This window comes from Prosthecobacter sp. (assembly GCF_044227185.1).
Classification (GTDB): Bacteria; Verrucomicrobiota; Verrucomicrobiia; order Verrucomicrobiales; family Verrucomicrobiaceae; genus Prosthecobacter.
This window is the reverse complement of the sequence record NZ_JBGAFO010000012.1, coordinates 190,709-203,811: the sequence shown is the minus strand read 5'-3', so window position 1 is coordinate 203,811 and position 13,103 is coordinate 190,709. Positions and strand designations below refer to the sequence as shown.

The following is a 13,103-nucleotide window of genomic DNA, read 5'->3' as shown; positions in this document are numbered from 1 at the left end:
GTCGAGATGAGCCCAGCGAGATCATTCTCGCGGAAAGTCTTCATATCATGATGGCGCAACCGCCCGCGCTCGCGCTGGACTCCTCTCGCGGAGCGAGAGGAGTACTTTCCTTCACGCCCCCAGCGCCTTGCTCTTCTCCGTGGCCGCGCGCACGGCCTGGATCATCGCATTGCGCAGGCCGTGCTGCTCCAGTTTTTCGAGGCCCGCGATGGTCGTCCCCCCGGGGCTGGTGACTTCATCCCGCAGAGCCGCCGGATGTTTGCCGGTGGAAAGCACCATCTCCGCCGCGCCGGTGACGGTCTGTGCCGCGAGGCGCAGAGCCGCAGCGCGGGGCAGGCCCATGAGCACGCCGCCATCGGCGAGGGCTTCGATCACGGTGTAAACATACGCCGGGCCGCTGCCGGAGAGGCCGGTGACGGCATCCAGCAGCTTTTCCGCGACCTCATCCGCCGTGCCGACGGCGCCGAGAATTTTGGCTGCGAGCGCCGCGTCCTTGGCCGTGGCCTTGCTGCCGCGGGCAAAGGCCGCCGCCCCTTTGCCGACGAGCGCCGGGGTGTTCGGCATGCTGCGGATCACGCGCTGCTTCCCGCCGAGCCAGGTTTCGAGATTCACCAGGGAGAGCCCGGCGGCGATGCTGAGGTAAAGCCGCGAACCTTTCACCTCCGCCAGCGTTTCGCACAGCGCCTTCATGTCGCCGGGCTTCACCGCGAGGATAACAATGTCCGAAGCCGCCGCCACTTCCGCAGGGGAGCCAGTGATGGATTTGCAGGTGAGGCATTTGCGCAGCGAGTTCACCGCCTCGGGCATCACATCGCTGAGCGCCACGTTCAGGCCGGCCTTGCCCAGCGCCTGCTCCACGCCACGCAGCAGTGCGCCGCCCATTTTTCCACAGCCAATGAGTCCGAGTTTCATCATGGCGCGACTGTGGGGCAGATGCGGCGGCGCGCAAGTGCGCCAATCTTATCTTGCGTTGCACGCCGGTTTTTTGACATGCTCATAGAAATCGTCGCTAAAAATGCAACACGACCACTTTCAGCCGGAAAAGATCATCGCCGCCGGGCCCTCTGCCAAAGTGTATCGCGGAGCGGAGACAATGACCGGGCGCAAGGTGCTGATCAAAGCCCTGCTCCCGGATTACGAAACCGCGCATCCGCTGGACCGGGAGCGCCTCCAGCTCCTGGCGCCCTCCCTCATGCAGATGCGGCACCCGCAGATCGCGGGGCTCATCACGCTGCTGCCCTCGGAGGAGGAGTTTGCCATCGTGTCTGAGTTCATGCCGGGAATGAACGCCCGCACCTTTGCCGCGGAGCGCAGGCCCACTCCCGCGGACCTCCGCGCGCTGGCCGTGCAGCTCATGCACGCCCTGCTGGTGGGCGAGCACCTGCGCCAGCCGCATGGCGATCCGAAGCCGAGCAATCTCATCATCGCCGATCACCCTGGCGGCGGCTTGTTTCTTCAAGTGCAGGACTGGGGCCTTTCACTGGCCCGGCAGACGCACCCGCCGGAGACGCTGTGGTTTCGCGCGCCGGAGCTGCACAGCGGCGGCATGCCGACGACGCAGAGCGATCTCTTCACCGCCGCAGGCAGCCTGTTTTGCCTGGCCACGAACACCGCGCCCACCCAGGGCAGCACGGTGGAGGAGGTCATGCAGGACTGGCAGGCCTTCAATGCGGGCTACGTGCTCAGCCATCTACGCCCGGACCTGGATGCACCGCTACGCGACTGGCTGGCCTGGCTGCTCAATCCCATGCCGCACATGCGCCCGCAGGCCGTGGCCCAGGCGCTGGACATGCTGATGCTCAGCATGCACACCGGTTTTGCCTACATGCCACAGCAGGCGCCCGTGATGGCGCCCGGCTACCAGACCACGCCGCTGATGGCCGCCGTGCCGCCTCCGCCTCCAGCTCCGGTGGCCGCCGCTGCACCCCCGCCATCGCCGCAGGCGCAGGCCCCTGCCTCTTCCGCGCCGAAGCCGCGGTCTGTGCAGCCAAAATCCGCACCGGCACCAGTCGCAGTCGCCGTCGCCGCCTCAGCTTCTCCCGTCTCCACCGCGACGGCTGCTGCCCCGGCGACGCCCACGCCCGCCCCCTCTGGGAAAAAGACCTCCGGCAGCCGCATCGCGATGGCTGTGATCCTGAATTTGGCGGCTGTGACGATGATCGGCTTTTTCGTCTGGCCCATCATCCAGAAGTCCCTGCCCAAGGTGGAAGTATCCGCGAGTACGAGCACCAGCGCGGACTCCAAAAGCTCAGGCGCCGCACCCGCTGCCACCGCAGGCGGCACGGCTTCAGCTTCTCCCGCCGCTCCGGCACCCGTGCAGGCCATCCCTGCCGTCTCCAAAGTCACAGACGCCCCCGCCATGACGGATGCCGCGGCCAAGGCGCGCTAGCTGCGCCATTGCGACAGCATTTTCCATGCGGCAGGCGCTGATTTCGCATGGTGCGCCGGCGTATCCTCTCATCTCGTGAAAAGCCCCACCGCCCTTCTTCTCCTGCTACTCGCCACACCCGCTGCAGCGGCGGTCGATTTCGTTCACGACATCCAGCCCATCTTCAGCAAGCACTGCTACCAGTGCCACGGCGGCCACAAGCAGGAGGCTGCCTTTCGATTGGACCACAAGCCCAGCGCTCTGAAGGGCGGTGACTTTGGCGTGGCGATCATTCCCGGCAAAGCCGATGACAGCCGCCTCATGCACGCCGTGCTGGGCACGAACCCCAAGATGCGCATGCCGCGCAAAGGCGACCCGCTGAGCGCGGATGAAATTGCGAAACTCAAGGAGTGGATCGCCTCCGGTGCCGTGTGGCCTGACAGCGCCAGCGTGAGCATCGACAAGAAGACCGACCACTGGGCCTTCAAGCCGCCCGTGCGCCCGCCGGTGCCCGCGACAGCGAAGCATCCCATCGACGCCTTCATTCGCGAACGTCTGGCCAAAGAAGGACTGCAGCCCTCCCCACCCGCGGCGCCTGAAACTCTGCTGCGCCGCCTCCATCTGGATCTCACCGGCCTGCCTCCGCGACCGGAGGAAATCGCGGCCTTTGCCACCGAGTACAAACGCGATCCAGCATCCAGCATCAAGCAGCTCGCATCCAATCTCCTCTCCAGCCAGCATTTCGGCGAGCGCTGGGCACGCCACTGGCTGGATGCCGCGCATTATGCTGACAGCAATGGCTATGAAAAGGACCCGATGCGCTTCATCTGGTTTTACCGCGACTGGGTGGTGAGCGCCTACAACCGCGACCTGCCCTACGACCAGTTCATCATTCAGCAGCTTGCGGGAGATCAGCTTCCCAAGGCCACGCAGGATCAGATCGTGGCCACCGGCTTCCTGCGTAACACCATGGTCAATGAAGAAGGTGGCGTGGACCCCGAGCAGTTCCGCATGGAGGCCATGTTTGACCGCATGGACACTCTGGGAAAAAGCGTGCTGGGCCTCACCATCGGCTGCACGCAGTGCCACAACCACAAGTACGACCCCATCACGCAGGAGGAGTACTATCGGATGTTTGCCTTCCTGAACAACGACAACGAGCCCTGGCGCGTGGTGTACACCGGCAGCGAGCAGATGCAGCGCACGCAGGTGCTGAAGCGCACGGCGGAGCTGGAGGCAAAGCTGAAGCATGACCATCCTGACTGGGAGCAACGGATGAAAACCTGGGTGGCATCCGTCAAAGCCGCGCAGCCGCAGTGGCACACGCTGGCCTTTGAGGATGATCCTTCTGGCGGTGAAAAGGCGCTGCGACAGCCGGATGGCAGCATCCTCGCCCAAGGCTATGCGCCTACGAAGAGCGAGGTGAAGTTTGCGGTGAAGGGTTTTCACGATGCAGCCGCGGCTTCGCCAAAAACCGTCTCCGCCTTCCGGCTGGAATTGATGAATGACCCCAATCTGCCTGCCTACGGCCCGGGCCGCTCGCAGAAGGGCACGGCGGCGCTCACGGAATTCGGCGCTGAAATGAAGATCGATGGCAAGCCGGCGAAGCTGAAATTTGTCAAAGCCACCGCAGACTATGGCGAGCCGGAAAACACGCCGCTCGCCCCATACGCACGCGACAAGGATATGGAGAAGGACAAGCGCGTCACCGGACCCATCGCGTATGCGATCGATGGCAATGCCGCCACCGCCTGGGGCATCAATGCCGGACCGGGTCGGCGCAATGTGCCGCGCAATGCGGTCTTCGTTTTGGAGAAACCCGTCGAGCTCAAGCCTGACAGTGAGCTGTCCGTGAGCCTGAGCATGAAGCACGGCGGCTGGAACAGCGACGACCTGCAGACGATGAACCTGGGCCGCTACCGCATCAGCGTGACCGATGCGCCGAATGCCGAGGCCGATCCTCTCTATGGAAAGAAGGCGGAGTTCAGCGCCTTCCGCACCACCGTGGCGGAGTGGCAGCCCATCAATGATGAGATTGAATCGATGTGGAAGCAGCACCCCGAAGGCAGCACCACGCTGGTGCTGGACCCGCGCGCGGAGCCGCGCATGACCTCCGTGCTCAAGCGCGGAGATTTCCTCAAGCCCGACAATCGCGTGACCGCCGGTGTGCCTGCCATGCTGAATCCGCTGCCAAAGAATGCGGATGGCTCGCGCCTTACATTCGCGAAGTGGATGGTGGACCGGCAAGCGCCCACCACCGCACGCGCTTATGTGAACCGCGTGTGGCAGTCCTGTTTTGGCACCGGCTTGGTGGAGACCGCCGAAGACTTCGGCACCCAGGGCGCGCTGCCCAGTCATCCCGCGCTCCTCGACTGGCTCGCGGTTGAGTTCATGGAGCACGGCTGGAGCACCAAGCACCTGCTGCGCCTAATCACCAGCAGCGAGACCTATCAGCAGAGCAGCAAGGTGACACCGCAGCTTCTGGAGCGCGATCCCTACAACCGCCTGCTCGCGCGCGGTCCGCGTTTCCGCGTGGAGGGAGAGGTGGTGCGGGACATCCAGCTCGCCGCCAGCGGACTGCTCAATCCCGCCATCGGCGGCCGCCCGGTGATGCCGCCCGCCCCGGCATACTTGTTTGAAAAACCTGCCAGCTACGCGCCCTTCCCGTGGAAGGTGGATGAAGACGCGAACCAGTTCCGCCGCAGCCTCTACGTCTTCCGCCGTCGCAGCACGCCCTATCCGTTTTTGACCACCTTTGACACACCCAATGGCGAAAGCTCCTGCATCCGCCGCTCCAAGAGCAACACGCCGCTGCAGGCCCTCATGACCCTCAATGAAACCATGAGCATGGCCGCCGCCAAAGCCCTGGGCGAACGCATGTGGAAGGAAGGCGGCGCGGATGACGCCTCCCGCATCTCCCACGGCTTCCAGCTCTGCACCGGCCGCCAGCCGACCGCCAAAGAAACCGCCGTGCTGGTAGACATGCTCAAGCGCCACCAGCCCAAGCCCGGAGACATCGACTCCCACACCCTCGTCGCCCGCGTGCTGCTGAATCTGGACGAGACGATCACGAAGGAGTGAGCGTCACGGCTCACGCTGCATGCGCCAGAGCCAGTCGTGCTCTCGCCATGGCTTGTCTTTGTCCCTGGTGCCGCCGTCGTCCTTCGCATCCGGTCCGGCGGACCAGAGCAGATAGCCCTTGGTTTCGAGCCGATAGCCGAGCGGCATGCTGGGCCGTGCCGGATCTGTAATCGTGTAGAGTTTCAGATCCTCCTTCACGGCCTCTAGAGACGCAGGAAAGCCACCCTGCTTCAGGCGGTGCTTTTCCAAAGCGCAGGCGATGATGAGGCAGCGACGGCGGAAAAGGGTCTTTGCCGCGACTTCCGCAAGGCTGCCCACATTCGGAATGGCGATGCCAGCGAGAAAGCGCCGCGGATTGGGCCAGGAGTTTTCGGAGCGGCTGCGCAAGCGCACTGCCTGGCCCCGGGCCGTCCCGGTCAGCCAGGCCTTGGCTCCAGGCGGCCCAAGCTGTTCCAGCATGCAATCCGTGTAAAAAGCGATGTTGGCATCATGCCAGCCGATGGGACCGAGCACGACAACCCAATCGAAAATGTCCTCCGCCAGTCTCTGCCACAGCCATGGCTTGGTGGAGCGGTGGCGAATGACTTCATGCAGCTCCGGGCGGTGATTCCGCAGATACACGAGCATGGAAAACGTGCCGAGAATCTCCTGACCGTGCGCAGACTGGTACTGCTGCAGATCATCAAACTGGCCCAGCCGCACCTGCAGGCGGCCCAGCGTCTCCGGCGTCCATGCCGGATGACTCAGCGCCTCATGCAAGGCATCAAAGCTTGTCTCATGCAGTGCCAGCGGCACCAGGCAGCCGGTCAGGCCGCCGCGCGCCGTGCCTTCGCTGACGCGCAGCATGATCAGCGCTGTGCTCACCGTCTTTGCCGTGTCTTCGGCCAGCGCGGCGCTGCGAAGGTGCAGGCCTAGCTGGCGCTGGAAATCGTTCAGGCCATGAAAGTTGGGGATCACCGCAATGCATGGATCGTCACCTGCTGCTTCCAGGGCCTCACGCGGCCCAGGCTTCATGACCGAGAAAGGCTTGTTGAGACCTTCGGCCAGCTTTGGCAGCAGGCCGTTGCCATCTCCCAGTTCACGGGCCAATACGGCGGCAGCGGCTTCGCTCCCCTGTCCTCCACGTTTCTTCATCCACGCATCCAGATCGAGCCTGTCGATTTCCCCGTCTGCGGAATCGACAATCTCGGGCTGAATGAAGCCTGGAGGCAGCAGCGCGTTTGAAGGCGCCGTGTATTGCATCTGCCCCCGTTCCGGCTGTGTCACACGCAGCCAGCTTTCGAGCACTGGATTGGCAAAGTAATTGTCCTCATCAGCCACCTTCGGCGGCATCAGGGCCAGCGGATCATCCGTGCCCAGCCGCTCCACCATGCGCAGACGCACCACCGCCAGCTCACGCGCGCTGCGCCAGTTCTCCCACTGGTAGTACAGCGTGATGAGCGAGACAAGGCAGACCAAAGCCCAGGCGGTATGGCGGGTCCAGAGCCGCGGTCAGAGCCAGCGTGCCAAGCGAACGGAATACCAGGAGTTCATGGGAGTTCAGGATTGAATTTCATGCGCCAGATAAAGTCCTTCTCAGCCTGCCCGCCATCGTCCCGACCGTCCTGTCCGGCGGACCACAGCAGGTAGCCCCCTTTTTCAAGACGATAGCCGGGCATCTGTTTAGGCCGTGCGGGATCGTTCACAGGAAAGGGGTTGAGTTCGCGCTTCACCGCCTCGAGCGAAGACGGAAAGCCACCATGCTTCATCCGGTGCTTCTCCAGCTCACAAGCGATGATGAGGCAGCGGCGGCGAAAAAGCACCTCTGCGGCAGCATCGAAAAGGTTGCCCACATTGGGAAGCGACAGCGCTCCGATCTTGCGCCGCATGTTCCAGTCGAGGTGACGGTATTCCTCATCACGCCGTCTTTTCAGCATCTCGCCACGCGCCTTGCCCTCCATCCACTCGGACTCGCCCTTGGGCCCCAGCATGTCGAGATAGGTCTCCGCGAAGAAGGCGATGTTCGCATCGTGCCAGCCGGTGGGACCATAAACATAACAGAAGCGCGTCGCGAAGCCCTCCGTGGGTTTGTACCAGGAGCCATCGTCAGCGCTAAAGCGCATCTCTTCCGTGGCAGCCCACCCTTGGCGGCACCTTTCGCGGATGTGGATGCCATCGCCAAAACCAATCAGCGCGTCCATGCTCATGCCGCGCTCCAGCACCTCCAGATCATTGATCTTGCCAAGCTGGAGCTGCAGCATGCGCAGGCCGCCTTCATCCCAGGATGGGTGACCAAGGGCATCCTGCAAGGCCTCAAAGGCGAGTCCATGCGCCGCCGTACTGACCAGTGAACCCACAAGCCAGGAATGCGAGGTGGCGGACTCAGGAAACAGCCGCAGCAGGATGAGCGCCGTGCTGCGCGTCTTCTCCACATCACCCGCGGCGGCGGCTGCTCGCAGATGCAGCCCCAGGTCGCGCATCGTATTGTTCACATTGCTGATGTGGGGCTGAGGTGCCCCATAGGGGTTCGCTCCCGCGTTGCTGAAGGTCTCCCGCTGCGCTGGCTTCCACGCGGAGAAGGGCCGCGAAAGCCCTGCGGCAAGCTGGGGCAGCAGGCCGTTGCCATCGCCAAGCTCGCGGTTCATGGCCACGGCGGAGCTTGCTCCCTTCAAATCGCGTCCCGCGGCCCATGAAGTAAAATCAACACGGGAGCTGCCGCCCCCTTTCGCTTCGATGATCGATGGTCGGGTGAAACCCGGAGGCACAAAGGCGTTTTCGGGAATGATGTATTTCACTCTCTCCCCATCGCGATGCAGCCACTGCTCCACCACCGGCTGCGCAAAGAAATTCTGCTCATCGGGAACACCAGGCGTTGCGAATGCGACCCAGTCATTCGTGCCAATGCGCGCAACCATACGCGCATGAGCCGCCTGCAACTCCCGCGCGCTGCGGCGGTTTTCCCACTGGTAGTACAGCGTGAGCAGCGAGATGAGGCAGACAAGCGTCCAGCCCACCCGGCGGTTCCAGACCAGGGACCACAGCCAGTGAATGAAGCGAACCGAATACCAGGAGCTCATGGCGATGTCGTATTGAGTTTCATGCGCCACAGCCAGTCTCTGTCGTCCATGCCGCCATTGTCCTGCGCATCGTGTCCGGCTGACCACAGCAGGTAGCCGCTTTTTTCCAGGCGGTAGCCAGGCATCTGCGTTGGGCGAGCGGGATCGTTGACCGCAAAAAGCTTCAGCTCATCCTGCACGGCTTCGAGCGAGGCCGGATAGCTGCCGTGCAGCAGGCGGTGCTTCTCCAAAACGCAGGCTATGATGAGGCAGCGGCGGCGGAAAAGTGTGCGGGCGGCAGCCGAGAAAAGATTGCCTATATTGGGCGATCCCATGACCCCCAGCATCCGGCGTGGGTCTCCAGGAAAAATTTCCTTCAGGCGCGCCTTGTATTGGTCGCGGCGGTCTCCCGCGGACATCCACATCGTTTCACCTGCAAGACAATGTACATCAAGCTCCGCATTGAGATAGAAGGCGAGGTTGGCATCGTGCCAGCCGCTGGGGCCATAAAGATAGGCCCAGGTGAAGCATGCGTGCCACAGCCTCCACCCCCAGCGTTTGGCGTCTTGCTGGTAGTTCTCTTTGAAAAGATCCGCGTTGCCCCTGGCACATTCATCCCGAACACTGATCGCCGTGGCGAATCCCCACAGCGCATTCGCACGCATCGAGCGCTCAAGCATCTCCAGATCATTGATCTTTGCGAGCTGCAGCTTCAACGCACGCAGGCTGGCTTCATCCCAGACGGCATAGCCCAGCGCCTGCTGAAGCGCTTCAAATGCGATGCTATGACAGGCCAGGCTCTGCATGGAAACGATCAGTGTGCCGTGCGTGGCGGCGGATTCTGCAAAGAGGCGCAGGGAGATCAGCGCAGTCTGCCTTGCTCTGGCCACATCGCCCGCTTCGGCCGCGCAGCGCAGATGCAGGCAGAGTTTTTGCTGGCTCTGCATGATCTGCACAATGTTTGGAATCTCCACGTCATGCCGGTCCTTGCCTGCTGATTCCAGCGCCTCCCGCAGCCCGGGCTTGAGGCATGCAAAAGGCCTGCCGAGTCCCGCGCCAAGCTGAGTGAGCAGCCCGTTCGCATCGCCCAGCGCCTGATTCAGCGCCACCACGTCGATCGGAGTGCCCCGCCCTGTCCAGTCCACCTTGGAAGTGCCGTCCGTCTCATCTTTCATGACCTTCGGTTCCGGCAGGTCCTCCGGCCAGAAGGCATCCTTCGGCACACGATACACCTTGAAACTGCTGCCTCTCTTCAAGTCTTCCGCAGCCCATTGTGCGACCACAGGCAGCGCAAAAAAATTCTGCTCATCAGGAATCGAAGGCGGCGCCTGCACCCACATGTCATCCGTGCCGATGCGTTCGACCAGCCGTGCATGCGCCTCCTTCAGCTCACGCGCGCTGCGCCAGTTTTCCCACTGGTAGTAGAGCGTGAGCAGCGAGGCCAGGCAGATACCAGACCAAAGCAGCCGGCGGCCCCACTTAGAGAGGCGGCTGCGGGCCTTGGTGCTGGGGGTGGAGGAGTTCATCGGCAAGCTTTTCGATTTGTTTGAGATTGGCCAGAAGCTGCGCGGGCGTCAGCGGCGGCAGCTTCGCATAGCTGTCCAGCGTGGACTGCGGAATGGCCTGGGGCGTGGTCACACGAAAGAACAAGGCCATCAGCCAGCAGGCCGCGAGAGGCAGGCGGAGCGGGCGTGGGATGAAGGCCAGGAACGCCAGCAGCCTTGGCGCGCGTTTCGGCGCGGCAGCGTCTTGGAGTGCGCCGGTCCTCCGGCGCTTTCGAACGTCCTCAGGCGCGCGCAAAGCTCCAGAGGTCTGGAGCACTCCAGGACGCTGCCGCGACTCTTCCAGTGCCGTGCTCAAAACGCGCTCAAGAAACTCCGGCGGCGGATCGCGCCAGCGCTGGGCGCGGAGGGTGGATTCGGGGTCGTGTTTCATACAAGGGTGTGTTTTTGAGCGCGGAGTTTTTCCAATCCATAGCGGTAACGGCTGGCGACGGTTTGAGTGGGAAGCCCCAGCAGCTCGCCAATCTCCCGAAAGCCCAGCTCCTCCCAGACATGCAGGTGGATGACGCTGCGCTGCTCTTCCGGCAAAGCAGCGAGCGCGGCGGTGATCTGCGCACGGGTTTCCTCTGCCTCTGCATCCGCAGAAGGCACAAACCAGCCGGGCAGCTCTTCGGCAAATCGTTCCATGGCCTCCTGCCGCGATGAACGACGCCTCAAGGCATCCAGCGCCAGATTCCGCGTGAGAGTAAAGATCACCGCCCGCTCAGACTCCGCCTGCGCGACCACCGCGGCATCCCGCGCGAGTTTGAGAAACAATTCCTGCACCACCTCCTGCGCCAGCAGTTCATCCTTCGTCACCGACCACGCGAAGCGATACGCACTGACGGCGTAGTCGGCATGGAGGCGGGTGAGTGTTTCTTCAGAAGGCGGCATCCGTGGTCAATCTGGCAAACGACGCACGGGCTTGGCGATTTTATTTATTTAACTCAAATCGCCAGCGCGTTCTCCGCATCACCAAAGTGCCCCACATGCAGCCCCATGCGATCCATGAGCGCGATGTGCAGACGGCACATCTTGCGGTTCGGATCGGCGCTGAGGTCGTGGAAGCGGCCGCCCTGGATGGTGCCGCCGCCGTTGCCCGCGAGGACGACGGGGAGCTGGCGTGAGTCGTGCGCATTGCCATCGAAGAGGCTGCTGGTGAGCATGACCATGCTGTTTTCCAGCAGGGTGCGCTCGCCTTCATTGGTGGCCTGCATCTTGGTGAGGAACTCGCCCCAGAGCTTCACCTGATGCTGGTTCACGCGCTGGTACATGTCCAGCCGATGCTCGTCATTGGCATGGTGGGACAGCTCATGGATCCCGCCGCTGATGCCTTCCAGACTGGGGAAGCGCATGTTGGAGAGGTCGTTGTTCATCATGAACGTCGCCACGCGGGTGCGATCCATCTGGAAGGCCAGGAGCATGATGTCGAACATGAGGCGCAGGTGGTCTTCCGCGCTGGTGGGAATGCCGGCGCCCGGACGGGCAAGCGTGGGCACCTTCACCGTGGGCTGCCAGCCGGCACCGCTCGTTTCAGCCTGGCTGATTTTTTCCGCCAGCTCCACACGCTGCTCGATCTCGCGCACGGAGGTGAGGTATTCGTCGAGCTTCTGCTTGTCGCGCTGGCTGAGTTTGGGTTTGAGGGCACCGGCGTCCTCCATCACCAGGTCGAGGATGCTCTTGTCGCGCTTGCGCTTGCTGCCGTCGTCAAAGAGCTGGTCGAAGGCCTGCTGCGGGAAGATCTCCTTCGGCGCGGGGGTCGTCGGCGTGTTCCATGAAATGTAGGCGGAATAGATGGAGGTGAAGCCGGAATCCGTGCTGTAGCTCGGGCGCTCCGTGCCGAGCACGACGCAGGGCACGGGCGTAAACTTGCCCGTCTGCGCTGCCACAAGCTGGTCCATGGTCGTGCCCACTTCGACGTCCGTGGTGGTCTTCTTCACCTTGAGACCACACAGCACGTTCATCTTCGGGTAGTGCCCGCCCTCCCCTTCCACCGTCGTTGGATTCCACAATCCCTTGAACACGCTCACATGCTTCTTGATCGGCTCCAGCGGTGAGAGCGTCTTCATAAACTCCATGCCCGCAGCTCCCTGCGTCGCACCCCAGTGGTGCGGATTCACACCATTGCCTGTAAAGCACACAGCCAGCCGCCGCGGCGCGGTGTTGTTCTTGACCGCATCAGCCCCAAAGGAGTTGATGGATTCAAACCATGGCAGACCAAGAGCGATGCCGGTGCCACGGAGGAATTTGCGACGAGAAAGGTTCATAAAGGGGGTACTATAACTACGCTTTGAATGGCCCATTTATTCACGCTGCACAAGGCAAGCTCGTCCGAGGCCAAGAATGGATGAAATGATCCCCCGCTTGCGATTCCCGCGCCAGTATGGCACTGTTTCAAGCATGAACGCGTTTTCTGAACTGGAGCAGGCGCTTGACCCCAGCGAGCCAATCTTCACGGTCGAAGGTGCGCGGCGGCTGGTGAACATGCCGCCCAATGCAGAAAAACTCAGCAGGATGGAAGAACTGGCAGACAAAGCCAATGAAGGCGGGCTGACGCCGAACGAACGCAGTGAGTACGAAGGGTTGATTTACGCGGGCAAACTGATGTCCATCCTGCGCCTGAAGGCAGGGGCTTTTCTGCAGAACTTCAAGGCCGCCTGATTTTGGATGCGAAGCTGAAAGAGCAGGTTCGTGAACGGGCCGGTCGTCGTTGCGAATACTGCCGTCTGAGAATGGAGGATGAAATCGATGCGCCATTCCACATCGAACACATCATCGCCAGACAGCATCGTGGAGTGAGCGCCGAAGAAAATCTCGCGCTCGCGTGCATGAGCTGCAATCTGCACAAAGGCACCAATCTGGTCAGTCTCGACCCGGACACGAATCTTCCTGTCCGCCTCTTTGATCCGAGAAAAGATGCTTGGGATGAGCATTTCCGGCGCTCCGGAGCACACATTCTTGGCATCACAGACATTGGCCGCACCACGGCCTGGCTGCTGCAATTCAACAGCGACCTCAATCTTCTTCAGCGGCAGGCCATTCTGGAGAAGCACCCTTTGGATTGATCGTCTCTCCGGC

11 protein-coding genes are annotated in these 13,103 nt (G+C 62.5%); 4 read left to right on the top strand and 7 right to left on the bottom strand.

The genetic code is table 11. The features are described 5' to 3' along the window. Positions 1 to 111 precede the first annotated feature (111 nt). Complete coding sequence (gene proC, locus ACILSQ_RS25245; protein ID WP_395746458.1) at positions 112 to 915, bottom strand: pyrroline-5-carboxylate reductase; 804 nt, start codon at positions 913 to 915, stop codon at positions 112 to 114. Between the two features lie 100 nt (positions 916 to 1,015). Between proC and ACILSQ_RS25240 the strand changes: the two genes are divergently transcribed. Both ACILSQ_RS25240 and ACILSQ_RS25235 read left to right on the top strand, forming a co-directional pair. After that, entirely contained in the window at positions 1,016 to 2,389 is a 1,374-nt protein-coding gene (locus ACILSQ_RS25240; protein WP_395746457.1) for a serine/threonine protein kinase, read from the top strand. 75 nt (positions 2,390 to 2,464) lie between these two features. Next, a complete protein-coding gene (locus ACILSQ_RS25235) occupies positions 2,465 to 5,449 on the top strand; it encodes a PSD1 and planctomycete cytochrome C domain-containing protein (protein ID WP_395746456.1) in 2,985 nt (994 codons plus the stop codon). A gap of 3 nt (positions 5,450 to 5,452) precedes the next feature. On the opposite strand, the gene ACILSQ_RS25230 is transcribed toward ACILSQ_RS25235, so the two are convergent. The 6 genes from ACILSQ_RS25230 to ACILSQ_RS25205 form a co-directional block, all read right to left on the bottom strand. Further along, positions 5,453 to 6,907: a hypothetical protein gene (locus ACILSQ_RS25230; protein ID WP_395746455.1), complete on the bottom strand. Its 1,455-nt coding sequence runs from the start codon at positions 6,905 to 6,907 to the stop codon at positions 5,453 to 5,455. A gap of 71 nt (positions 6,908 to 6,978) precedes the next feature. Then, a complete protein-coding gene (locus tag ACILSQ_RS25225) occupies positions 6,979 to 8,505 on the bottom strand; it encodes a hypothetical protein (RefSeq protein WP_395746454.1) in 1,527 nt (508 codons plus the stop codon). Beyond that, positions 8,502 to 10,010, bottom strand: coding sequence for a hypothetical protein (locus ACILSQ_RS25220; RefSeq protein ID WP_395746453.1), 1,509 nt, complete (start codon positions 10,008 to 10,010; stop codon positions 8,502 to 8,504). Before ACILSQ_RS25220 ends, ACILSQ_RS25225 begins: the two co-directional genes overlap by 4 nt. Then, positions 9,964 to 10,419, bottom strand: a complete 456-nt coding sequence (locus tag ACILSQ_RS25215; protein ID WP_395746452.1) for a hypothetical protein — start codon at positions 10,417 to 10,419, stop codon at positions 9,964 to 9,966. The genes ACILSQ_RS25220 and ACILSQ_RS25215 overlap by 47 nt, the downstream gene beginning before the upstream one ends. After that, complete coding sequence (locus tag ACILSQ_RS25210; protein ID WP_395746451.1) at positions 10,416 to 10,919, bottom strand: RNA polymerase sigma factor; 504 nt, start codon at positions 10,917 to 10,919, stop codon at positions 10,416 to 10,418. Before ACILSQ_RS25210 ends, ACILSQ_RS25215 begins: the two co-directional genes overlap by 4 nt. 53 nt (positions 10,920 to 10,972) lie before the next feature. Further along, positions 10,973 to 12,292, bottom strand: coding sequence for a DUF1552 domain-containing protein (locus tag ACILSQ_RS25205; protein WP_395746450.1), 1,320 nt, complete (start codon positions 12,290 to 12,292; stop codon positions 10,973 to 10,975). An 85-nt stretch (positions 12,293 to 12,377) separates the two neighbouring features. On the opposite strand from ACILSQ_RS25205, the gene ACILSQ_RS25200 reads away from it, so the two are divergent. Beyond that, positions 12,378 to 12,686, top strand: coding sequence for a hypothetical protein (locus ACILSQ_RS25200; protein ID WP_395746449.1), 309 nt, complete (start codon positions 12,378 to 12,380; stop codon positions 12,684 to 12,686). A 2-nt stretch (positions 12,687 to 12,688) separates the two neighbouring features. After that, positions 12,689 to 13,090: an HNH endonuclease gene (locus ACILSQ_RS25195; protein ID WP_395746448.1), complete on the top strand. Its 402-nt coding sequence runs from the start codon at positions 12,689 to 12,691 to the stop codon at positions 13,088 to 13,090. The last annotated feature ends 13 nt before the right edge of the window (positions 13,091 to 13,103 follow it).